Origin of the sequence: Lentzea aerocolonigenes (assembly GCF_000955955.1) — a bacterium.
GTDB lineage: Bacteria > Actinomycetota > Actinomycetes > Mycobacteriales > Pseudonocardiaceae > Lentzea > Lentzea aerocolonigenes_A.
The window spans coordinates 1-22,695 of record NZ_JYJG01000408.1; the positions used below are offsets into that span (position 1 = coordinate 1).

At 69.5% G+C, this 22,695-nt stretch carries 23 protein-coding genes; 9 read left to right on the forward strand and 14 right to left on the reverse strand.

Translation table 11 applies throughout. The annotated features are described in order from the left end of the window. Positions 1 to 2,387: SbcC/MukB-like Walker B domain-containing protein (locus UK23_RS40875; protein WP_269112334.1), on the forward strand; the 2,387-nt coding region annotated here is incomplete at its 5' end. A gap of 44 nt (positions 2,388 to 2,431) precedes the next feature. On the opposite strand, the gene UK23_RS40880 is transcribed toward UK23_RS40875, so the two are convergent. The 4 genes from UK23_RS40880 to UK23_RS55200 all read right to left on the reverse strand — a co-directional run bounded on the left by UK23_RS40880 (position 2,432) and on the right by UK23_RS55200 (position 4,960). Beyond that, positions 2,432 to 3,325, reverse strand: coding sequence for a hypothetical protein (locus UK23_RS40880; RefSeq protein WP_045317178.1), 894 nt, complete (start codon positions 3,323 to 3,325; stop codon positions 2,432 to 2,434). 65 nt (positions 3,326 to 3,390) lie between these two features. After that, positions 3,391 to 4,128, reverse strand: a complete 738-nt coding sequence (locus UK23_RS40885) for a maleylpyruvate isomerase family mycothiol-dependent enzyme (RefSeq protein WP_196778109.1) — start codon at positions 4,126 to 4,128, stop codon at positions 3,391 to 3,393. Beyond that, positions 4,125 to 4,742 carry a TetR/AcrR family transcriptional regulator gene (locus UK23_RS40890; RefSeq protein WP_045317179.1) on the reverse strand — a complete coding sequence of 206 codons (618 nt, stop codon included), beginning with the start codon at positions 4,740 to 4,742 and terminating at the stop codon, positions 4,125 to 4,127. Before UK23_RS40890 ends, UK23_RS40885 begins: the two co-directional genes overlap by 4 nt. 2 nt (positions 4,743 to 4,744) lie before the next feature. Beyond that, entirely contained in the window at positions 4,745 to 4,960 is a 216-nt protein-coding gene (locus tag UK23_RS55200) for a SitI3 family protein (protein WP_419503923.1), read from the reverse strand. Between the two features lie 26 nt (positions 4,961 to 4,986). On the opposite strand from UK23_RS55200, the gene UK23_RS40895 reads away from it, so the two are divergent. Further along, positions 4,987 to 5,991, forward strand: a complete 1,005-nt coding sequence (locus UK23_RS40895) for a DUF2399 domain-containing protein (protein WP_156213753.1) — start codon at positions 4,987 to 4,989, stop codon at positions 5,989 to 5,991. Here the strand turns inward: UK23_RS40895 and UK23_RS40900 are convergent. Then, positions 5,980 to 6,447, reverse strand: a complete 468-nt coding sequence (locus UK23_RS40900; protein WP_052685481.1) for a MarR family winged helix-turn-helix transcriptional regulator — start codon at positions 6,445 to 6,447, stop codon at positions 5,980 to 5,982. The genes UK23_RS40895 and UK23_RS40900 overlap by 12 nt on opposite strands. Positions 6,448 to 6,503: 56 nt before the next feature. Between UK23_RS40900 and UK23_RS40905 the strand changes: the two genes are divergently transcribed. Beyond that, a complete protein-coding gene (locus tag UK23_RS40905) occupies positions 6,504 to 7,709 on the forward strand; it encodes an FAD-dependent monooxygenase (RefSeq protein ID WP_196778110.1) in 1,206 nt (401 codons plus the stop codon). Further along, complete coding sequence (locus tag UK23_RS40910) at positions 7,706 to 8,452, forward strand: NmrA family NAD(P)-binding protein (protein WP_045317181.1); 747 nt, start codon at positions 7,706 to 7,708, stop codon at positions 8,450 to 8,452. The genes UK23_RS40905 and UK23_RS40910 overlap by 4 nt, the downstream gene beginning before the upstream one ends. Here UK23_RS40910 and UK23_RS40915 read toward each other — a convergent pair. Continuing rightward, positions 8,449 to 9,063: a LysE family translocator gene (locus UK23_RS40915; RefSeq protein WP_045317182.1), complete on the reverse strand. Its 615-nt coding sequence runs from the start codon at positions 9,061 to 9,063 to the stop codon at positions 8,449 to 8,451. The genes UK23_RS40910 and UK23_RS40915 overlap by 4 nt on opposite strands. An 82-nt stretch (positions 9,064 to 9,145) precedes the next feature. Between UK23_RS40915 and UK23_RS40920 the strand changes: the two genes are divergently transcribed. Together UK23_RS40920 and UK23_RS40925 are read left to right on the forward strand one after the other, a co-directional pair. After that, positions 9,146 to 9,595, forward strand: a complete 450-nt coding sequence (locus UK23_RS40920) for an Lrp/AsnC family transcriptional regulator (protein ID WP_045317183.1) — start codon at positions 9,146 to 9,148, stop codon at positions 9,593 to 9,595. Positions 9,596 to 9,603: 8 nt separating this feature from the next. Then, complete coding sequence (locus tag UK23_RS40925) at positions 9,604 to 11,211, forward strand: hypothetical protein (RefSeq protein ID WP_156213754.1); 1,608 nt, start codon at positions 9,604 to 9,606, stop codon at positions 11,209 to 11,211. On the opposite strand, the gene UK23_RS49380 is transcribed toward UK23_RS40925, so the two are convergent. From UK23_RS49380 to UK23_RS40960, 7 genes are all read right to left on the reverse strand, one after another. Further along, positions 11,212 to 12,360 (reverse strand): hypothetical protein, encoded by a 1,149-nt coding sequence (locus tag UK23_RS49380; RefSeq protein WP_052685483.1) that lies wholly within the window; start codon positions 12,358 to 12,360, stop codon positions 11,212 to 11,214. Between the two features lie 3 nt (positions 12,361 to 12,363). Further along, positions 12,364 to 12,672 (reverse strand): WXG100 family type VII secretion target, encoded by a 309-nt coding sequence (locus UK23_RS49385; protein ID WP_196778111.1) that lies wholly within the window; start codon positions 12,670 to 12,672, stop codon positions 12,364 to 12,366. Beyond that, a complete protein-coding gene (locus UK23_RS40940; RefSeq protein ID WP_045317185.1) occupies positions 12,669 to 13,145 on the reverse strand; it encodes a YbaB/EbfC family nucleoid-associated protein in 477 nt (158 codons plus the stop codon). The genes UK23_RS49385 and UK23_RS40940 overlap by 4 nt, the downstream gene beginning before the upstream one ends. Before the next feature lie 71 nt (positions 13,146 to 13,216). Beyond that, positions 13,217 to 14,161 (reverse strand): NAD(+) diphosphatase, encoded by a 945-nt coding sequence (nudC, locus tag UK23_RS40945; protein ID WP_045317186.1) that lies wholly within the window; start codon positions 14,159 to 14,161, stop codon positions 13,217 to 13,219. Further along, positions 14,158 to 15,558 carry a M16 family metallopeptidase gene (locus UK23_RS40950; protein ID WP_045317187.1) on the reverse strand — a complete coding sequence of 467 codons (1,401 nt, stop codon included), beginning with the start codon at positions 15,556 to 15,558 and terminating at the stop codon, positions 14,158 to 14,160. Before UK23_RS40950 ends, nudC begins: the two co-directional genes overlap by 4 nt. Beyond that, entirely contained in the window at positions 15,555 to 16,838 is a 1,284-nt protein-coding gene (locus tag UK23_RS40955; RefSeq protein WP_045317188.1) for a M16 family metallopeptidase, read from the reverse strand. Before UK23_RS40955 ends, UK23_RS40950 begins: the two co-directional genes overlap by 4 nt. Positions 16,839 to 16,848: 10 nt before the next feature. Continuing rightward, positions 16,849 to 18,471, reverse strand: a complete 1,623-nt coding sequence (locus UK23_RS40960) for a DUF2207 domain-containing protein (protein ID WP_052685485.1) — start codon at positions 18,469 to 18,471, stop codon at positions 16,849 to 16,851. A 276-nt stretch (positions 18,472 to 18,747) separates the two neighbouring features. On the opposite strand from UK23_RS40960, the gene UK23_RS40965 reads away from it, so the two are divergent. The 3 genes from UK23_RS40965 to UK23_RS40975 all read left to right on the forward strand — a co-directional run bounded on the left by UK23_RS40965 (position 18,748) and on the right by UK23_RS40975 (position 22,131). Next, complete coding sequence (locus UK23_RS40965; RefSeq protein WP_231114905.1) at positions 18,748 to 19,860, forward strand: neutral zinc metallopeptidase; 1,113 nt, start codon at positions 18,748 to 18,750, stop codon at positions 19,858 to 19,860. Positions 19,861 to 19,987: 127 nt separating this feature from the next. Next, the gene (locus UK23_RS40970; RefSeq protein WP_269112335.1) at positions 19,988 to 21,220 is read left to right on the forward strand and encodes a neutral zinc metallopeptidase; all 1,233 of its coding nucleotides are present in this window, start codon (positions 19,988 to 19,990) and stop codon (positions 21,218 to 21,220) included. 17 nt (positions 21,221 to 21,237) lie between these two features. Then, positions 21,238 to 22,131 (forward strand): neutral zinc metallopeptidase, encoded by an 894-nt coding sequence (locus tag UK23_RS40975; RefSeq protein ID WP_052685487.1) that lies wholly within the window; start codon positions 21,238 to 21,240, stop codon positions 22,129 to 22,131. Here the strand turns inward: UK23_RS40975 and UK23_RS54310 are convergent. Further along, on the reverse strand, positions 22,128 to 22,695 hold a 568-nt coding region (locus UK23_RS54310; protein WP_231114906.1), incomplete at its 5' end, for a hypothetical protein. The two genes, UK23_RS40975 and UK23_RS54310, sit on opposite strands and share 4 nt — an antisense overlap.

Here is a 22,695-nt window from a genome sequence, read left to right on the forward strand (position 1 = left end):
CCCCGGACCCGGCTGCGGCGAAGGCGTTGAGCGGCAAGGCCCGCGAGTGGGTCGGCCCGTTGGTGCAGGCGGCGCGCGACGCGGCGCACGCCTTCACCCAGCAGCGCACAGAACTGCGCACCCGTCTGGACACGCTGGACGAAGAACTCGTCGGCCTGCGGTCGGGTAACGAGCGCGTGCCGGTGCCGGGCCAGTACACGTCGGCCTCGCGCGACACGGCTGCCGGCGCACCCTTCTACCGCCTCGTGGACTTCGCGCCGTCGCTCAACGACGACGAGCGCGCCGGACTGGAAGCGGCGCTGCAGGCGAGCGGGCTGCTCGACGCCTGGGTGACGTCCAACGGCGGCGACCTGAACGATGTCCTCGCCGTGCCACGGGAAGCGGTCGACGGCCGGTCGCTGGCCGAGTTCCTGGTGCCTGCGGTCGAGGGTTCCCCGGTGCCGGAGTCGCTGGTCACGGACCTGCTGCGCGCGGTGTCGCTGGACGACATGACGACCGACGGCGACTGGCGCGCGGGTGTGCTGACCGGCCGGTGGACCAAGCCAGAGGCGGAGTTCATCGGTGCGGGCGCGCGAGAAGCCGCCCGCGGCCGCCGAATCGCCGCCCTGGAAGAAGAACTCGCCGAACTGCGCACGCAGCTCGGCACCGCTGAGGACGAGCTGGCCCGCGCACACGAGCACGTGGCGACCTGGGAGGCGCACGTCGCGGCGTTCCCCGGCGACAGCGAGCTGATCGCGAAGCACAGCCGGGTGCAGGCCGCCGAGGAGTCCGCGGCCAGGTCGCAGCAACGGACGTTCGAGCTGCGCGACGCGTTGGAGAACGCGAACGCACGGCTGGAAGCGGCTCGTGGCGAACTGACCCGCCAGGCAGGCGATGCGGGACTGCCGTCAGACACCGAAGCCCTGCGCCAGGCCCAGGCGGCGGCCGCGGAAGCCCAGCGCACGGCCGACCTGCTCGGTGACGCGGTGAAGAGGCGTTGCCAGGGCACGATTTCCGACCTGACCGATGCCTCGCACCGCTACCACGAGGCGGTCGCGGACCGGCAGACCGCCGAGACCGACGCCGACGCCCGGTGCATCGACTACGCGGCTCAGGCAGGGACGCTGGCCGAGCTGACCGACGCGGTCGGCGGTGAGGCCAAGGAGATCAGCGAGCAGCTCACGCAGTTGGAGAAGTCGCGCAAGAAGATGCGCGAGGACCTCAAGGGCGTTCGCGAGAGCATCACGACCGCGCGTGAGCAGGCGGCCAAGCTGGAAGCGTTGCTGGAGACCAACTCCACGCAGGTCGAGGAGGCCGCCGAAAGCCTGGATCGCGCGACGGCGAACTTCACCGCGACGGTTCGGGCCCCGGGACTGATCGCGGCCGCGTTCCCCGAGAACGACAGTTCCACCGATGATGCTTCCGTCAGGGCTCTGATCGCGGAGACGGGCGACCGTCGCGGCGGCACCGAAGCCACCGTCATCGCGAAGCTCCAGGCCCTGCAAACGTCGCTCGCCGGCAGCCACGACATCGCCGCCGAACAGCACGCGGGCCTGCTGACCGTGACGGTGACCGGCGAGGAGGGCGCGAAGCCCGTCGCCGTCGCCGCCCGCGCGGTGACCACCAAACTCGCCGAGCAGCGCGGGTTCCTCGATGAGCAGTACCAGGGCATCTTCGCCGACTACCTGATCCGCGACCTGGCCGAGTGGCTGCGCGGTCAGATCACCGTCGCCGAGGACCTGACCAAGCGCATGAACGAGGTGCTCGGCCAGGCCCGTTCCAGCCAGGGTGTGCACGTCAAGCTGGCGTGGAAGTCGTCCAGTGCGTTGGACGACTCGACGAGGCAAGCGCTTGCGCTGGTGCGGTTGCCGTTCGGCGAGCGCACACCCGAGCAGGACGCCACGCTGCGCCGCGTCTTCACCGAACGGATCGAGAACGAGCGCGACACGCACTCCGGCGGCTACGCGGAGATCCTGTCGCGGGCGCTGGACTACCGGACGTGGCACCAGTTCACCGTGACCGTCGCGGACACCGGTCCGGACGGCAACCCGCGCGAACGGCGGCTGCGCCAGCTGTCGTCCGGTGAGACCCGGCTGATCTCGTACGTGACGCTGTTCGCGGCCGCGGCGAGCTTCTACGACGCGGTGAGCGACGAGTTCGACCCGTTGCGGCTGGTGTTGCTGGACGAGGCGTTCGAGCGGCTCGACGACCCGACCATCGCGCGCATGCTGGGGTTGCTGGTCGACCTCGACATGGACTGGGTGATCACCTGGCCGAGCGGCTGGGGCGTGTCGGACAAGATCCCGCGCATGCACATCTTCGACGTCCTGCGGCCCAAGAACGGCCGTGGCGTCGCGTGCACGCAGACGACGTGGGACGGCGCCGCGCTGGACCGGATCGACCCCTAGAACGGCACCGGTCCCGCGCCCGTGGGCGCGGGACCGGCAGCGGATCAGTCGAAGATGCGGTCCGCCAGGTGCACGGCGCGCGTGAGCCTGGTGATCCGATCGGCGGAGACGTCCCAGGTGGTGCCCACCGGCTCCAGCGTCAGCACGACCATGATCTTGCGGTCGTCGCGCCCGTAGGTGCCGGTGGTGTGCATCGCCGGACGCGTCAGGTCGACATCGGCGGCCGAACGCTGCCCCTCGCCCACCGGACCGTCCTTGCCGACACCGGGGTAGGTCGGCGGCTTCGGCTTTTCGACACACGGCCTGGGCGGCGTGTCACCGAACCGCGACCACCCCTGCTTGAAGGCCAGCTCGCCGTGCACGACGCTCGGCAGGCCGAACGACTGGTCGAAGCCGTCGGTCGCGCACTTCGTCGCCTGGTGGAGGTTGCCCATGATGAAGTCTCGGAACTTCGGGTGTGCCTGGTCGAGCACATAACGGTAGATCTTGACGACGTCGGACGCGCTGAGTGCCGTGTAGCCCCAGAATCCGACGTTGACCGGCGGTGCGGTGTCCTCGAGCCCCAGCTTCACGACCATGCGTTCGACGATCTTCTCCCAGCCCTCCTGGACCCAGAGCTCCGAAGCCGCGTTGTCGTCGCTCGACCTCAGCATCGGCTCCAGCCGGACCAGGTCGGCCTGCGGGATCTCGGCGTCGGGGCCGCGCTTCTCCAGGTAGTCGAGCGCGATGAGGATCTTGACGACCGACGCCGAACGGTACTGCTCGTGTTCGTCCCAGGCGATCGTGGTGCGCCCGGTCTTGCGGTCGAACACCGCGAACGCTGCCTGGGCATCGGGGGCGATCTCGGCCCGAGGGTCCGCATGCGCGGGCATCGGTGCCAGGAAGAGTGCCGTGACCGCTGCGGTGACGCCTGCGGCGAGCAGCCGAATTTTCTTCATGATCCCTACACGCCGACCGGGCCGCCCAGGATGCCCCGGCGACGCAGATGACCAAAAATGACCGCTTAGAACGGTACTTCAGTCTGAAGAGGAGCGTGTCCGCGGCCGGACAACGCGCGGCAGAACTCGACCGCGTCGAACTCCAGCTCCGGCCCGCCCGAACCCCACCGGCCACCCGCAGGCCCGGTCAGCCGCAACGTGAACGGCTGGCCGTGCCGCGCCGCCCACTCCCGGACCACGTCGTCGACGATCACACCGTCGTGGTCCGCGGTCAGCTCCATCGGCACCCCGACAGCCCGCGAGATGTCGACCCGGTGCATCCACGGGTCACGAGTCATGATCACGTCGGTGAGGAAGCCGAGCGACCACATCTCCTCACGGCCGTTCATCACCTGCGCTCCGGCCTTCGTGCGGCGCATGAACCACGGCGTGCGGCGACGTCCCTTCACGGCACGCGGGGCCACCTCGGCGTACCTGGCGGCGATGGCCGTCGCGGACATGCCGGCGCGCTCGGACACCTGAAGGGAGGTCAGCGCGTCGATCATCACCCCGCCGGCCTTCTCCGCCGCCTTCGTCTGCCGCATGGCTTCCCGGATCGACGCGGACATCTCCGCCATGCCGAGCATGTGCGCGGCCATCGCACGCACATCCCACGCCGGGCAATCCGTGGACTTGGCCCAGTCCTGCGCCGAAAGCCCTTCGAACAGCGTCACGACCCGTTCGTACTCGGTCTTGGCGAGCTCCATCGCGGTGTCGCGGTCGAGCGCGGAGGAGCGGGGTCTGGTGTCCAGTGCGGCGGTCATGGCGTTCTCCTCAGTGGTGGTCCGGGCAGGCCGAGGTCGTCGGCGAACATGTCGATCACGCGCGGGATCTGCAGGCGCCAGCGGTCGCCGCCGGGGTCGTTGGCCAGCTGCATGTCGACCAGGCCGCCCGCGAACGCCAGGTAGAGGTCGATGTCGGCCTGGTCGGTGACGCCCAGCCCGTGCATGAAGGCGATGAACTGCCTCATGACCTCGACGGACGGGGCGTAGGCGGCCTGCGACGGCACGAAGCCGGGGATCGAGCGCTGGTTCATGAGCTGGTAGCGGGCCAGGTCCGCGACCGAGAAGTCGAAGAAGTTCTCGAGCATCTTCAGCAACGCCTCGCGCGGCACGTCCGGCATGCGTTGGAAGTCCTCCTCGGCCTTCGCCAGGAAGACCGTCCAAGCCTGCTGGAACATCGCGTCGTAGATCGCGTTCTTGGAGTCGAAGTGCGAGTACAGCGACGGTGAGCGCATCCCGATCATGCCCGCGACCTCGCGCAACGTGACAGCGGCCAGCCCGTCGCGGCGCGCGATCTCCCACGCGGCGTCGACTATCTCTCTTCGGGTGGCCTCTCGCCGTTCGGCTTGCCTATCGCGATTAGGTGCGGCGCTCATGGTTAGGTACGGTCCGCTCCGGTGAGCGATCCGTCAAGGCTTGCTCGATGAAGTCGCCGGCTGAAAGCCGGTGTGCCGCGACGGTGCGGACGCGATCCGACGGCAGCGGGCCGCGGTGGCGTCCAGATGTCGTCTCGCTCGTTCAGGCTCAGCTCGCCGCCGCGCCGGACCAGCCACACGACCTCGTAGCCGAAGTGCAGCGTTCGGCGCAGGCGAATCGGGAAACTAGGGTGGCGTCGTGAACATGGACGAGCCTGAGCTGGCCGAGTTCTGGCGCCTCGCCCGCGAGACGCTGGAGGGCGGCGGCCGCTCGGCGTTCAGCTTCCGCGTCGAGGACGAACGCACCGCCCTGACTCTCGGCGAGTTGCTGCGCAAGCCGATCGCCCACCCGGCCCGTCGCCAGATCTCCTTGGCGCGCCTGGACGAACACCTCCGCGCCCACGGCAGCACGTTGCCCGAGGTGCTGGAGTCCGTGCACGGCAGGCCGGTCGGCATGTCGACGAACGAGGAAGCCTCGACCGCGGACGCCGTGCTGAAGTTCGCGTTGCGCGAGCACGGGTTGCTACAGGCCTCGTGGGCGGCCGAATGGATCGAGTACGTCCGCAGGTACGGCAAGATCCCGCAGCCCGCGTTGCCGATGATCGCGAACCAGGCCGCGGAGATTCTGGCGCAACTCAAGCCGGGGCGCTGGACGACCCGCTTCGCCTTGGCGGGCAACGACTTGGACGACGGCCGCCCGCTGACCCGGATCGTCCACAAAGCACTGCAGCTCATGGGCACCGACTGGGAACGCGCAGGCGTCCTCCCCGACGCCTACAGCAACCCGGTGCTGACCTCCCAGGGTTACCTGACGCTCAACGACACCCTGGAAGCTCAGGAGATCACCGTCGTCCGCAGCCCACGCCTGCTCGAATCAGGCGTCAAAGGCCCGTTGATGGTCTTGCCGAACGGCCTCACGCCGCAGGCCGAGCACCACCTCGCTGGCAAGACCGTCCGTTGCCACAACGACTTCACGCCCGACGGCATCCGCACGACCAACGAGATCCTGGCCCACACAGGCGGATCCGCGTGGCGGATGTCCGCCGCCGACTACCGCGAAGCCGTGGGCACGCTGATCGCCCGCGGTGTCGAGCTGCCGACGTTGAACACCCGGCCGGAAGCCGCGAGCTGGGATCCCGACCTGGCCGAGACCATGGCCACCACGGGCCTGATGGTCACCGAGGAGCACGTCCTGCCGTCACTCCTCTGACGGCGCGAACCTCTTCACGTCCCACCGCCCGTGCCCCTCCATCAGCTTGCGCCCGATCCGGCGCAGGTCGGCGAGGTCGCGCTCGTTCAGCAACCCGGTGAACTCCTCGGCGACCGACGCCCGGTAGACGCGCGCAGTGACGCCCTGGCACGCCTCTTCACCGGCAGGAGTCAGCACGGCGTAGACCAGCCGCCGGTTGTCCGGCGGCTGCTCGCGCGTCACCCACCCGCGTTTGACCAGCCGCTCGACCAGCCGCGTGACGCCGGACGGGCTCACGTCCAGCAGCTCCACGAGCTCCGACATCTGCAACCGTCCGCCACTGCGGAACAACTGGTAGAGCGCCACGTGCTCCAGCAACGAGCACCCGGCCTCCGCCTCCATCCGCCGCCCCATCGCGGCCTTCACGGCATCGACGCCCTGCTGCACGTACAGCCACGAGAAGATCGGCTCGGTCACCTCCCCATCCTAAATCAGATTTGACGCCGAGACGTTTTCACGCTCAAATGTTGAGCATGAAAACAACTGGGGACGTCACCGTCGTCGGCGCAGGCCCGGTCGGCCTCCTGCTCGCCACCGAACTCGCCCTCCAGGGCGTCCGCACCACCGTGCTCGAACGCCTCACCGCCCAGGCCGACACCATCAAGGCCCAGATGATCAGTGGCCGCACCTACCAGATGCTCGCCATGCGCGGCTTCGGTCCCGCGATCGACGCCGCCGGCGAGGCCGAGTCCGCCGGTCTCGCCTGGCGCCCCAACGGCTCCACCGGTCACTTCGCCGGAATGTTCAAACTGGACGGTCTCCCGATCGTCATGCTGACGCAGCAAGCACTCGAACGAATCCTCGAAGCCCGCGCACTCGAACTCGGCGTCGAGATCCGCCGCGGCGTCGAGGTCACGTCACTCGACCTCGGCACCGACTACGTGGTCGGCTGCGACGGCGGCCGCAGCGCGGTCCGCAAGCTCGCCGGCTTCGACTTCCCCGGCACCGACCCGACGCTCACCGGCTACCAGGCCGTCGTCGACCTGGACACCGAACTCCCGCGCGGCTGGCACCGCACCCCGCACGGCGTCTACGCCTCCGGTCCGCTCAAGGGCCGCGTCATGATCCTCGAGTTCGACGGCCCGCCGGCCGACCGCGAGGCAACACCCGAGATCCTCGAAGCCGCCCTTCGCCGGGTCAGCGACCTGGACGTGCGCATCACCGCCGTCCACACCGCCACGGTCTGGACCGACAACACCCGCCAGGCCACCACCTACCGCCGCGGCAACGTCCTGCTCGCGGGCGACGCGGCCCACATCCACTCCCCGTTCGGCGGTCAGGGCCTCAACCTGGGTCTGCAGGACGCGCTCAACCTGGGGTGGAAGCTCGCCACCGGCGACCCCGGCCTGATCGGCACCTACACCGCCGAACGCCACCCGGTCGCCGCCCGCGTGCTGCACAACACCATGGCGCAGGTGGCCCTGACCCGCCCGGACCCGCACACCCGCGAGCTGTACTCGCTCTTCGGCGATCTCCTCGACCTCCCGCAGGTCAAGGACCGCATCTCCGCCATGGTCCAGGGCACCGACATCCGCTACGACACCGGCTCCGACCACCCGCTCGCCGGCACGTTCGTCCCCGGCCTCGACCTCTCCGACGGCAAGGGCACCAGCATCGCGATCGACGGCGCCGAAGCCACCATCCGCCCAGACGGCTACATCTCCAGGATCACCACGTGAAAATCGCAGTGACCGGCGCGACCGGCACCCAGGGCGGCGCAGTCGCCCGACTCCTCACCGAACGCGGCCACGAAGTCCGCCGCGTCACCCGAAACCCCAAGCACCCCGACGACGTCCACGGCGACTTCGACAACCCGGACTCGCTGGAGCAAGCCTTCGCCGACGTCGACGGTCTCTTCCTGATGACCCCGCTCAGCGGCCCTTCCGAAGCGTCCCAGGGCAAAGCCGCCGTCGACGCCGCCCGGCACGTCCCGCACGTCGTCTTCACCTCGGCCACCAACGCCGACCGCGGCACCGGCATCCCGCACTTCGACACCAAAGCCGAGATCGAACGGCACCTGGCCGCCGTCCATCCACACTGGACAGTGCTGGGTCCGGCCGCCTTCATGAGCAACAAAGGCTTCGTGGCACTACCGATCCCACCGACCTTGAAGCTGCACCTGATCGCGCCGGAGGACATCGCCGCGATGGCTGTACTGGCCTTCGAACAACCGGCCCGCTTCCACAACCGGCGCGTCGACATCGCCAGCGACCAGCTCACCGGCCCGGAGATGGCGGCGATCCGCGGCACCGAGTTCGTCGAGTACTCGCTCGCCCAGGCCGAGACCTACTCCCCGGACCTGGCCGCGATGTTCCGCTACTTCACCGAAACCGGCCTGGACCTGGACATCCCGGCCCTGCACGCCGAGCTCCCCGAGATCGCCTGGCACAGCTACGCGAACTGGGTCACCGGTCGGGCCTAACCCACCATCCGCTCCACGAGCAACACCCCACCGATGCCGATCATCATCGCCCCGCTGACTCGCGACACCACCCGTGCCACCCCCGGCCGGGTGGTCAGCACCGCCTTCGCAAAGACCCCGACCGCCAGATAGACCACCCCGCACAACGCCATGTGCAACGCCCCGAGCACCGCCGTCTGCGCAGCCACCGACCAGCCCGCACTCGGATCGATGAACTGCGGGAACAACGACACGAACATCAACATCGCCTTGGGGTTCAACCCGCTGATCCCGACCCCTTTGAGCACCACCCGTCCCGGCGAGGCCGCCAGCTCCTCAGCCGCACCAGGACTCGCCGGACGCGCCAGCACCCCGAACCCCAGCCACACCAGGTACGCGGCCCCGGCCACCGTCAACGCGGTGAGCAGCCCCTTCGAACTGGCCACGACCACCACCAGCCCAGCCACCGCGAGCACCGTGTAGCCCGCGTACCCGGCCACCAGCCCCGCCACCGCGGGCAACACGAACCGGCCGCGCAACCCCGCCGCGATCGCGTAGGCCCAGTCCGCTCCAGGCGTGAGGACCAGCAGCAGGTCCACCGCCAGAAACGCCACCACCGTGCTCAGCTCCATGCCCGAAAGGCTAGGAAGCATCAGCCCAAAGGTGTTCCCGCCTTTACCCTGCTCAAGCCGCTTTCAGGGGAAGAATGACCCCGTGGACACCGTTGACCGAAAGATTCTTGCCGAGCTGCAGCAGGACGGCCGCCTGACCGTCACCGACCTGGCCGCACGGGTGAACCTGAGCATCTCCCCGTGCCACCGCCGCCTGCGCGACCTGGAACGCGACGGCGCGATCCGCGGCTACCGGGCCGTCGTCGACCCGGCGGCGGTCGGCCTGCACTTCGAGGCCCTCGTGTTCGCCACCGTCCACTGGGAGAATGAGAGCACCGTCGCCGACTTCGAACGAGCAGTAGCCGCGATCCCGAACGTCCTGCAGGCACAACGACTCTTCGGCGAGCCGGACTACCTCCTGCGCATCGCCACCACCGACCTGGCCGCCTACCAACAGCTCTACGACGAGAAGCTCGTGAAGCTGCCCGGGGTCAGGCGAATGAACTCCACAGTGGTCATGAAACACGTCGTGGACGACCGTCCACTGCCATGATGTGGGCCGTGAAGCCGCATCATTGGCCCTTGGTCGCGCTGGGCGTCTCGGCCGTCGTCGCGATCACCACCGTGATCGTCGTGGGCAGCAAGTCGCCCGCGGTCAACATGCCGATCCTGCTCGGCGTCCCGCTCGTCGCGACCTACCTCGCGCACCTGGTCTCGAAACGCGCGCCGAACAAGGTGCTGTTCGAGTTCCGCGCCGACTTCAAGCCAAGCCGCTACGTCGACACGATCGAGGTCACCGACAACGGCCTGGAGATCATCGCGGGCACGCCGCACAAGACCCCGGTGCTGACGTACGGGTTCAGCGATCTTCTCGGTATCGGCACGCGGCAGGCGGTGCGTGGCGAGGCACCGTGGATCACGCTGCACGATGGTCGCGCCCTTCCCGTTCCCCAGGGTGACGTAGTCGTGCTGCGGACGACCACGGGCGATCAGGTGCTGCCTGTCGAGGACCCGCGGAAGTTCGTCTCGCTCGTCCGGTCAAGGGTGCCAAGCCTGGCCGACGCGCCTTCGGTCGCTGTCGTCACGGACAACAACCGCGCCGAGGCCGGTGAGGCGCCGCGACCCGTTGGCGCGTCCGCCACGTCGGTGGAAGGACCCGCGGTTGCGCTCACCGGGCCTTCGCTCGCGGTGCGCTGGCTGGTCGGCGGGACTCTCGCGCTGACCGGAACAGTTGTGCTGCCAGAGGTCGCGCTGATCGCCACCTCCGACATACCACGGCTCATGCTCGCGGCCCCGCTGGTTGCGGGTGTGCTGTGGGTGCTGAACCGGAACGTGCCCTGGCTCTGGAGCCGGTTGGCGTTCCTCTCCGTTCCGATCGTCGTGTTCTGGTTGATCGGCGCGAAGGCATACGTCTGGATACCCGTCCTGCTGGTGCTGTGCCCAACGCTGGGACACCTCGGCGCACGGATGTTCCGGCTGGGTGCCAACCTGGGCCGCAACGTCCAGGTGCGGGTGCCGCTGCGCACCGGCGGGTCGCTGTACGTCGAGCAGCATCGCCTGGTTCACCGGCTGGGCGCGTCGCAGAACGGAAAGTTCCTCACCCAAGCGATGTGGCTCGGAGACCTCACGCTGGTGCAACCGGGCACATCGCCACACCCGGAGCTGTGGCCGTTGCCCGGTGGTGGCCACAAAACGCTCGTCGGCAACGGCCCGACGCTGCGCCTGGTGGCCCGGCCTCAGCAATGGCTCCTGCCGGTGACGCAGGCCGGTGAGCTCGCCGAGGTGATCCGGTCGCGTCAGGCAACGCCGGTTCAGCCAACGCAGATGTCGATGGACGAATGGCGGGAGCTGCGCCACTGGGCCAGGCGGCACTCGACCGGGATCGCCCAGACTTCCCTCACGACCACCGCGATCGGCTGGCGGTTGTTCGCCGCGTCCGTCACCGGCACCTTCGCCTGGATGTTCCTCCTCGTCGCCGGCAAGGGCGTCAACGTGTGGATCGGAGTCGCGGCCACAGTGCTGCTGACCGCGTGGCTGCTGGCCGACTGGTGGCGGGTGCGCGGGCGGATGCGGCTCGCCGAGCACCACCTGCTGCCGCCGGGGAGCCGGGACTGGGGCGAGACCCGTCCAGACCACGCCCCGATCCACGGCTGGCAGCGCTGGCGGTAGCTACTTCCGGGGTGGGTCGGGCAGGTCGAGATGCCCGACCATCCGCGGCGGGTTGGCCGAGGATTTCACCTGGTAGTCGCTGTCGGTCGGGTCGTTGACGTTGTTCGGCCCGATCTTGCCGAGGGTGTTCTTCGTCCCCTCGACCACCCGGTTGCCCTGGTGCGGGTTCGGGTCTGTCCCGGTGTTGGCGCGCACGGTGGACCCGTCGGGGGTCTGGTAGGCGTGGCCCTGCGTGTTCGCCCCCGCGGTGTACTGGCCGTCCGGCGACTTCCCGGTCTCCCAGGTCTGTTTGAGGCCCTCTCGCCTGTTCTGCCCACCGCCGACCGCACCACCGACGCCGCCGGAGACACCGCCGGACAGGATCGCCGAGCCGAAGTCCTTCGCCTCGACCTTGCCGTGCGCGAGATTGGTCAGCACGTTGCCGCCGGCCCCGGAGATGGCACCTTCCACGGCACCACGTCCGGCGGCCTGCACGAAGGTCTTCGACGCGTTGCCGAGCACGGCGCTGCCCGTGCCGACCAGTCCACCGGCAAGACCACCTGCCACGCCGGCGATACCCGCGTCGAGCGTCTTGCCGGCGTCCCACGACGTCCGCTCGCCGAAGACCGCCTGCAGGCCCTGGATCGCCAGGTCGGTGCCGACGTTCATCGCCAGGTTGATGGCGATCTGCTTGATCAGCTGCTGGAACAGCAGTTGGACCGAGAAGCGGGTCGCCGCCTGCGCGATCGGGATGCCCGCCGTCGACGCGCCGAACGTCGCCACCGCCGAGGCGATCATCGCGGCGATCTGCGCCGCGAGGATGATCAGCGCGGCGATGATGCTGAGCTTGGTGTACTCGATGCCCAACGCGGCGTTGTCACAGCCGGAAGCGAGGTCCGTGCAGATCTGCTGCAGGCTGACCAGGTAGGCGTCGCCCTCCGTGTACTTCTGCCAGTACTCGTTGAACTTGTCCGCGGTCTGCCCGCTCATACAGCCGAGAGCGGCGGTCGACGCGCTGTTGCCGTCGCCCATCACCTCGCCGACGGCCTTCGCGGCCGCGTTCCACGCGTCCCGCATCGCCCACAGCTTGGTCTCGTCGCCCTCCGGCCAGTCCGCGCCGACCACGATCGGCGTGAGCCACTGGACAGCGCCGGGAATCTCGATGCCCACGGCTCACTTACCTCCCAACGACTGGGCGCCGCCCTTGTCGGCGGCTTCCCAGGTGTCCGCGGAGGCGTCCAGGCCGGTGCGGATCGAGTGGATGCCCTCGGTGAGCACCGGAAACGCCTGGCGAGCCTGGTCTGCGAGCGGCAGGTACGACTGCTGGAACTGCTTGCCCGCGTCGTCGCCGCCCCAGCAGCCGTTGTTGGCGTCGAGCACGCCGCGCAGCGCCTCCCACGCGGTCTGCAGCTTGTCGCCCGCCGCCGAGAACTTCGGCGAGGCCGCGCGCAGTGCCGTGGGATCTACCTCGAAGCCGGTCACCACTGGCTCCCGCGACGGTCCATGAAGGACTCCGGCGGCTCGTCCTCGTTGTGCTGCTGTGGTGTCTGCTGCACGATCGGCGGCGGCGTCGGGATCAGGTCCTTGATGGACGGCATGCCCGGGAACAGGTCAGGCAGGTCGGGAATGCCCTCCTGGTACGGCGCGAGCACGGCATCGGCCTGCTCGCGCGCGTTGAGGGCGGCTCGCTGGATCGTCGCGACGACGCTCTGGCCCAGCTTCTCGGGTGTGCTGCGCTCGAACGCGGCCGGGGCGAACGTGACGCCGGTGACGATGCCACCGGCGTTGACCGTGACCTCGACCAGACCGTCCTGGGACGTCGCCCGGCCGGTCTTCGACATCGCCTCGGCCTGGGCTTCTTTCAGCTGGGCGGTCTGCCGTTCCAGGTTCGCCAGCATCGAATCCACCTGGCCGCGCAACGCCGCGTTGCGCGCTTCAAGCTCCGGGTTGCTCATCCAGCCCCCTCAGAATGGGTGTGATCTGCCTAACTAGACCACACCGGAGGAGTCCGTTCAGCGCAATCCGGTCAGACGGCCGCCCAGCTCTGGAGCATCCGGAACGCGATCGACGCGCCACCGGCGAGCCCGAGCCCGGGAACACTCCCCGGCACCTCGATCGCCTGGCGCACATCGGCCCTGGAGACCCACTTCGCCTCGGCGATCTCCCCGTCGGCCAGCCGCAACGGCTCGGCAGGATCGGCCACCGCCTCGAACCCGATCATCAACGACCGGGGGAACGGCCACGGCTGAGACCCGAGGTACCGGATGTCCCGCACAGCGACCCCGACCTCCTCGAAGATCTCCCGCGCCACACAGGCTTCCAGCGACTCGCCGGCCTCGACGAACCCGGCCAGCACGGAGAACCGGCCCTCCGGCCACTCCGGACCGCGCGCGACGAGCACCTGGTCCGCCCCGTCGTGCACGAGACAGATCACCGCGGAATCGGTCCGCGGATATTCCTCCCGCCCGCACCCGGAACAGACGCTGGTCCACCCGGACTTCTCCAGCACGGTCCGCGCACCGCACTTGGCGCAGTACTTGCCGAGCCGGTGCCACTGGAACAACGCCGCCGCGGTCGTGAACAACCCGGCGGAGTGATCGTCCAAAGTGGCCCCGGCCTGGCGCAGGTCCAGCCACTGCGGCTCGTCCGTCAACTCCGGCGGCCCCCACGCACGGGAAGCAGGAACCTCGTCCCCGTCCTCGGCCGGCATCAGCACCGCGAAGTACGCCACGCCGTCCTGCTCACCCAGCAGGACGGCGTTCACGGGCGGCTGATCGCCGAAATCCTGTGCGGGCCGGTCAGCCAGCCGCACCCCGCGATCAGCGACCAACGTGCGCCCGCGGGTGTCGACGACGATCATCCGGGCCTTGGGCCAGAGCGCGGCGAGCTTCTCGTCGTCGCCGCGCAACGGCTCACACCGGTCGATCACGAACCGCGACAGCGCGGGTAGTCCGAGCAGGTCGAAACTCACTGGAACGAGACCCCGCCCAGAGCGGAGAGCTTCGGCTTCAACATCTCGGCGTCACCGACCAGCACACCGGTGAAGTTGCCGGGCGCGAAGAACTCCAGCGCCGCCGCGGCGACCTGCTCCGGCGTCACGGCCTGCAGCCGCTGCGGGTGCGCGACCAGCCAGTCGATCCCGAGACCCAGCCCGACGAGGTTCACCAGGAACGAGGCGAGCCCGGACTGCGACGACGTGGTGGTCAGCAGCGTGCCGATGGCGTAGCTGCGGGCAACGTCCACTTCGGACTCGGACGGCGGGACCATGCCGAGCCGCGCCAGTTCGTAACGGGTCTCCAGCAGCGCCGCCGCCGTCACGTCCGAGGCCGTGTCCGCGTCGATCAACAGGGTCGCGCCGTGGACCGTGAACTCGGGGTGCGACCGGGCGCTGTAGGTGTAGCCCTTGTCCTCGCGGATGTTCTCGACCAGCCGCGAGGAGAAGAACCCGCCGTACACCAGGTTCGCGAGCTGCAGTGCCGGGTAACGCGGGTCCGTGCGCGGAATCGCCTGCGCAGCAAGACGAATCTGCGACTGCACGGCACCGGCGCGGTGCACCAGCAGGACGTCGCCACCCGAGACAGCGGGCAGCGGCGGCAGCTGGACGGCCTCGCCCTCGCCCTGCCACGCACCGAGCGCCTCGCCGATCTCGGCCACCGCGGCGGCCGGGTCGACGTCGCCGACGACCACGAAGACCGAACCGCGCGGCAGCAACGCCTTGCGGTGCAACGCCAGCACCTCGTCGCGGGTGACCGCGGCGACCTCGTCGGCCTCCGGCATCTCCTTGGCGTACGGGTGGTCGCCGTACAGCTGCTTCTGCAGGGCCTCGCGCGCGATCACGCTCGGCTGCGAACGGGCGAGAGCAATGCGCTCGACCAGGCGGGCCTGCTCGCGCTCCAGCTCCTCGGCCGGGTACGACGCGGACGTCAGCACGTCGCGCAGCACGTCCAGCACGGTGCCGAGACCGGTGGCCAGGGCGTTGCCGGTGAAGCTCAACCGCTCCGGGTCGACCACGGAGTCGAGCTCGCCGCCGACCAGCGCGAGCTCGGTGTCGATCGCCACGCGCGAACGCGAAGCCGTGCCGGTCAGCACGGTGTTCGCGAGCACCTCGGCCTGAGCCGAATGGGCGGAACCGGTGCTCGACGCGGCCGGGTCCGCGAACGGAACGCGCAGCCGCACCTCGACCATCGGCACGGTGGCACGGCGGATCGCGATGACGCGCAGGCCGTTCGGCAGCGTGGTGTCCACAGTGGACAGATCTGCGGCAGCCTTCTGGAAGCCCAGCTCCGGCAACGGACGCGGGCCGACGGCGGTGCGACCGATCTCCTCAGCGGAACGGTGGGTCTTGGCCGCAGAAGTAGACGCGGTCACTGGGCTCCTCCGGTGGGCTTGACGAGAAGAAGGGCACGAGCGTCCGGACGCAGCGCCTTGGCCGCGGCGGACACCTCGTCCACGGTCACCGAGGCGATCCGCTCGGGCAGTTCGTAGATCAGCTCGGCGCGGCCGAACAGCAGCTCCGCCGAGCCGAGGCCCAGCGTGCGGTTCGTGAGCCGGTCGTGCTCCTTGTGCATGGTCGACGCCCAGCGAGCGGTGACCTTCGCGAGCTCCTCTGCCGACGGCGGCTCCTGCGCGAGCTTCTGCAGCTCCTCGTCGATGGCCGCGACGACCTGCTCGTGGGAGACCTCGGGGGTGTGGATCGCGGTGATGCTGAACGTGTCCGGGTCGCGGGCTTCCAGCGGACCGAACAGGCCGCAGCCCGCGTTCAGGTCGATCACGATGCCCTCGCGGTGCACCAGGCGCTGCTGCAGGCGCGAGCTGTCGCCGTCCGTCAGCACGCCCGCGAGCACCAGGTACGCGAGGTAGCCGTCGATGTCGGTGACCGGGTCCGGCACGCGGTAGCCGATCGCGATCGCGGGCAGCGGGGCCAGCGCGTCGCCGTGCTCGTGCCGCACCTCGCCCTGCGGGGCCGGCTCGGCGAACGAGGGACGCTCCGGCTTCGGCCGCGCGGGCACGTCGCCGAAGTGCTTCTCCACCAACGCCTTCGCGGCCTCGACGTCGAGGTCGCCCGCGACCGTCAGCACCGCGTTCGCCGGCGAGTAGTACGTGTCGAAGAACTCCGCGCAGTCATCGACCGTGGCGCTCTCCAGGTCGACGAAGTCGCCGTAGCCGTTGTGCGCGTTGGCGAACGTCTTGAACAGCACCGCGGGCAGCAGGATCCAGGGGAACCCGCCGTACGGGCGGTTCAGCACGTTGAGCCGGATCTCCTCCTTCACCACGTCGATCTGGTTGCGGAGGTTCTCCTCGGTGATCTTCGGCGCGCGCATGCGGTCGGCCTCGAGGAACAGCGCCCGCTCCAGCGCCGCTGAAGGCAGCACCTGGTAGTAGTCGGTGTAGTCCGGGTGCGTGGACCCGTTGAACGTGCCGCCCGACGACTGCACATGTCGGAAGTGCGCCAGCTTCTCCAGGCTCTCGCTGCCCTGGAACATCAGATGCTCGAAGAGGTGCGCGAAACCGGTGCGCCCCTCCGGCTCGGAGCGGAAGCCGACGTCGTAGTGCACGCTGACGCCGACGACCGGTGCGCTGGCGTCGGGGGCGAGCACCACCCGCAGGCCGTTGGGCAACGTGAACCTGTGCAGTTCGGGTGAGGCCATGTGCGCCAGCCTACGGGTTCGGCGTCCGAAGGGATCGAAGGTGCCCCGCCTGGGCGAGCACACCGTCCAGCGCCCCCAGGAACGCGGGGAAGGTACGCCGGAAGTCTGTGTTGGTTTCCGAGTTCCCGTACCAATAGAGGTCCTGCTGACCGAACGTGGCGAGCCAGCGCTCGGTCTCGCCGAGCACCACCGCGTACGGCAGCGACCGGGAGAACACCAGCTCGCGGTCGTCCTCCGGCACGTCCTGGGGCGTCACCCCGTGGAGGTACCCGCGCAGGCCGCGGACGTGCTCCAGCAGCTCGCTGCCGCGCTTGGTGCGGGCGGGCATCGAGCGGGAGCCGAACGCCAGCGCGACGCCACCGACCGCGACCGCGAGGCCGAACAGCGCGTTGCCGATCGTCAGCGCCAGCACGACCGTGGCGGCCACGCCGAGCACCGCGATGCCGATGCCGACCCACCAGAACAGGCTGCGCTCGGCGTCCGGACGGCGCACGAACCAGCGCTTCTCCACGACGTCCGCGTACAGCTCGTCACGGACCCGCGCCAGGTCGACCTGCCGCCCACGCAGCTCGGACACCGTCACGGCCTCGACACCCTGCGGCAGAAGAGCTTCGTAGACGGCCTTCTCGTACCCGGACAGCGACGCGTCCGCGGGGTTGCGGCGCACGATCTGCCAGTCGTGGCCTTCGGTCTCGGCGATCCAGAGATAGTTGCGCACGGCGAGGTCGATCACCGTGGCGGTCACGTCGACGACGTCCACGTGCTCGTCGACGACCGTGCCGACCTGGCCGGGCAGCACGCCGTCGGGCGAGGCGAACGCGACCCGGCCGCCCTGGTCGCGCACCAGCACGGACACCGCGCCGACCTCGCTGGAGAGCGCCGCGACGTCCCGGCCGCGCAGGTACCAGAGCAGCGCGACGCCGCCGAGCAGCAACACCAGCAGCCCGCCGAGCGCGATCCCGCTCACCGGGGTCAGCGCGAACGCGGCGGCGAGGCCGGACTGCTCGACCACGACCGCGTTGGGCGGCACGACACCGGCGGACAGTCCGATCGCGACATCCACGCGTTCGCCGGCGCCGAGCTTGATCTCCTGCGCCCGCACGCCCTTGCCGTCCGCGAGGTCCGCGCTCGTGCACGGCTGCGAAGACCCGACCGGGCCCGCGAGGCAGTTGACCGACGTCGGCGAGTCGGGTGCGGAGAACGTGACGGCGACCTTGTCCAGCTCGGTGTCCCAGCCGCCCGCGACCTGCCAGCGGACCTCCAGCGCGTCACCGACCGGGGCGACCGCGCCGACGACCGTGTAGGTCAGCGTCGCCTGGCCGCCCTCGAACGTGGTGGTGAACTGGTCACTGCTGACGGTCGCACTGCCCTTGCCCTCGACCCGGGCGTCGGTGACCTGGTACTGGCGCTCCAGGTCGTTGCCCACCGCGAGTCGCAAGGGGACGGTCCGCTTGACCGTCTTGCCGTCCGGCACGTGGACGGTCTCGGTGATGGTCAGCTTGGAGTCGCGCTCCAGCTTCATCCGCACCTCGGTGCTGACCGTCCCGGGAAGCGGTTGCGCGAGCGCGCCGACGGCCGAGATCGCGGTCAACGCAACGGCGGCGAAGATCGCCACTCCCCAGTTCTTCAACACGGCTGCGGACAATAGCGGAGTCCTCATATGCTCCGGCGGACTTTCGAACAGACGCCATCTGGGGGATTTTCGGCGATGACGCAACCACCGCCACCGGGCAACTGGCCACCACCACGCCCGGTAGGCCCACCACCCGTGCCCGCGGCACGACCGTACGGGCCGCCGATGCCTCCCCGCCCTGTTCAAGGCCCGCCTCCCGGCGCCCGCCCGCAAGGTCCGCCGCCGTACGGCCCGCCTCCCGCGAACCAGCCGCACGGTGGCCCGCCGCGGCCTCCGATGAGTCCGCCGCCCTACGGCCCGCCTCCCGGCCGCGCTCCCCTGCCACCGCCGCGTCCCGTGATGCCGCCGCCGCAGCCGACCTGGGGACACCAGCCGCAGCCCGGCTTCGCGCCGTACCCGATGATGCCGCCGCGCCGGAAGAGCAGCAGCGGCCCGGTCCTGGCGCTGGTCCTCGGCGGCGTGGTGATCCTCGGCCTCGGCGCGGTCGGCGTGTTCGCGGCCAGCTTCAACCACAAGGTCAGGGACACGGGCTACTCGAACTACACGACCTACAGCCCGACCTACAACTACACAACGACAACCGAGGCCACGACCACCACGACGACGACGACGACGTCCACCCGCACCTCGTCAACGCGGACGTCGTCCTCCACGCCGACGACCCCGCCGGGCCCGAAGGCGGTCTACAAGCTCGCCGACCACCCGATCTTCAGCACCGGCGTCGGCGCGAACGACTTCGCCGCGTGCCCGCTGCCGCCGATGCGCTACGACCCGGCCGGCGAGGAGGCGTTCCTCTCCGCCGCGCTGCCGTGCATCGAGAAGGCGTGGCAGCCGGCGATGAAGGCGGCCAACCTGCCCTACCAGCCGGCAGAGCTGCAGGTCTTCCGCGGCAGCACGCAGTCGCCGTGCGGTTCGCGCCGCGCCGACTCCACCGCGATGTACTGCCAGGGCATCATCTACTGGCCGGCGGGCTTCTACGCGAACGAGCAGGGCGGCACCCGGCATCCCGGCGTCTACCTCGGCCAGCTCAGCCACGAGTACGGCCACCACATCCAGTGGCTGGCGGGCTTCCTGAAGGCCGCGAACCAGGCCCAGTACGACGTCGGCGGGTTCGACACGGCGAAGGGCCTGGAACTCAACCGCCGCAAGGAACTGCAGGCCACGTGCTTCGGCGGCATGACGCTCGCTCCGTTCTCGCACAAGAACGTCATCCCGATGGACGTCGTGAACACAGGTCTGACGGACCCCAGCCAACGCGGCGACTACGACCGCACACCGGCTGACCACGGCAGCGCGCCCAACAACGACCGTTGGGTGATGCACGGCCACAAGCAGAACGACATCAAGGCCTGCAACACCTGGGCCGCAAGCTCAGCGGACGTCGCGTGAACCGATCCCCCGCCCCGCGCGTCTCAAGAACGTGGACGGGACGCGTTAGCCCGGTCGGGGGACGCGTGATCTCGCTCCGCATATGCTCGTACCCGACCCAGGCTGACCAATGGGGGGACCTCAGGCGATGACGCAACCTCCGCCACCGGGCAACTGGCCACCGCCACGCCCGGTCGGCCCACCGCCGATGCCCGCACCACTCGGGCAGCGTCCGCCACAAGGCCCGCCACCGCAGTACGGAATGCCCCCGCAGGGTCCTCCGCCTCCGCAGTACGGCCCGCCACCGGGCCAGTACGGCCCACCACCCGGCACGGTCATGCCACCGCCGCAGCCCTCCTGGGGCGCGCCTCCCGGTGGTTACGCGCCGTACCCGGTCATGCCGCCACCCCGCCGCAAGAGCAACGGCCCGATCATCGCCCTGATCCTCGGCGGCGTCGTGATCCTGGGCCTCGGCGCGGTCGGCGTCTTCGCGGCGACCCTCAACAGCAAGGTCAAGGACGCGGGCTTCCAGAACTACACGACCTACAGCCCCACCCTCGGCGACACGACGACCACCGAGACCACGACGGCGACCACGACCACGTCGTCCCGCGCGTCGGGTTCCCGCACGCCGTCCACCCCCGCGACGCCGGCAGGCCCGAAGGCCGTCTACGCCCTGGCGGACCACCCGTTCCTGAAGCCGAACTTCGGCGCGAACAACATCAACGGCTGCCCGCTCCCGGCGATGGACTACTCCCCGCAGGGCCAGGACACGTTCCTGCGAGCGGCCCTCCCGTGCATCGAGAGCATGTGGAAGCCCGCCCTGGCCGCCGCCAACCTTCCTTACCAACCAGTTGAGCTGCACATCGTCACCGAGCAGATGCAGTACCCGTGCGGCACCGTCCGCCCGGACTCGACCGCGCGCTACTGCCAAGGCGGCATCTACTGGACCGCCAACGCCTACGCCGCGGAACGCAACCCGAACAACCCGAACCACCCCGGCAAGTACCTGGGCCAGCTCGCCCACGAGTACGGCCACCACATCCAGTGGCTCACCGGCATGCTCAAAGCATCGGACCGCGCGCAGTACGACGCGGGCGGGTGGGATACTCCGAAGGGCCTCGACCTGAACCGCCGGATGGAGCTGCAAGCCACCTGCTTCGGAGGCATGAGCCTGGCCCCTCTGTCCCACGGCGCGATACCCATCGACGTGATCCGAGTGGGCCTGACCGACGCAGGCAACCGAGGCGACTACGACATCTACCCGACGAAGGACCACGGCACCCCGGAGAACAACGCGGCATGGGTGGACCGCGGCTACCGCTCGAACAAGGCCTCCGAGTGCAACACCTGGGCAGCGGACGCGGGCTCAGTCTCCTAGACCCGAAAGGGACAAACGTGACCCAACCAGCCAAGAACAACCCGGTCGTGCTCGGGGCAGTGTTCGTGCTGGTGGTCGCCTTCGTCCTCGGAATCGGTCAACTGAGCCGCCCCAGACTGGTAACCGGCCACGCCCTGGCAGGTTCCCGCCCAGCCCCCTCGCCTTCAACCGAGCCGTCGACCCCGGTCCGCCCCCGAGCCGTCTACCGCCTGGCAGACCACCCGTTCCTGGTCACCGCAGCCTCGCTCCCCCCAGTGACCTGCCAACTCCCGGTCTTCGGCGTCTCCGACAAACAACTCGCCGCCTACTACGCAGCAGGCGTCGAATGCCTGAACGCAGCCTGGGGCCCGTTGCTGACGGCCGCGAACATGCCCTTCGAAAAGCCTTCCCTGGACGCCTCCCCCACCCTCAAGGACGGCCCCTGCGGCGCGGCCCCGGAATCCGACCACGCAGTCGCCTACTACTGCGGCCGCAACCGCACCATCTACATGCCGACCTCGCGCCTGCGCGACAACGGCGGCGGCGACGCCCCAGCCACCCACCTCGCCACCCTCAGCCACGAGTACGGCCACCACGTCCAAGCCCTGACCGGCCTCCTGCGCGCAGCCGACCTCAAAATCACCGACGCAGGCGAGAAAACCCCAGCGGGCCTGGAAATGTCGCGCCGAATCGAACTCCAAGCCAACTGCTTCGCGGGCATGTTCCTGACCAGCGCCTCAGGCAGGGCCTCGATCTCAACCAGCCTCGCCCGCCAGGCCCAGGAAGACTTCCAGTACGCCGTGGAAGAGAAGCCCGAGAACAACGCCCACGGCACAGCCACCAACCAGGCCAACTGGGCAAGCACGGGTTTCAAGACCAACACCACCACAGCCTGCAACACCTTCGCGGCCCCAGCCCCCCAAGTCGCCTAACGCAAAGCAGCCCGCTCATCCACAAAACGGGTCGGCGTGCCCATGAACAACTTCAAGTCAGCCACCGCCCCGTAGGCCAAGTTCAGGGTGGTCAACTCGTAGTTCCACCCACCATCCCGGGGCCGAGTCCACCGATGGTTGACCTGCCACCGAACCCACTCGCCCCGCCCAAGCCGCACCGGCGAGGGCCGCACCACCCGCCGAGGCGGCGCGAGCATGGTGTCGTGCAACTGCACCGCGAGCACGTCATCCTCCTCGCGAAGGCTGAGGCTGATGGGATCAATCGAGTCGCGCTCCTCACGCCACTCCGGCTCAAAGCCACGCCACTCGACCTGAACCACTTCGTGCACGGCGGCCCGACCATGCGGCAACGCAAACGCCTCAGGCACAGCATTACGCCGAGCAGCCTCACGCCCGCCCCGAGAAGCCTTGGTCCACCCAGTCCGCACCCACAACACAACAACGTCGAGGTCCACCCCAAGACCAAACCACCCAATCGGCAGCGAAGCGACCGATTTCCCCACACACCGATAACCCGAAGCCGAAGGCGAGGCGCCCCAAAGG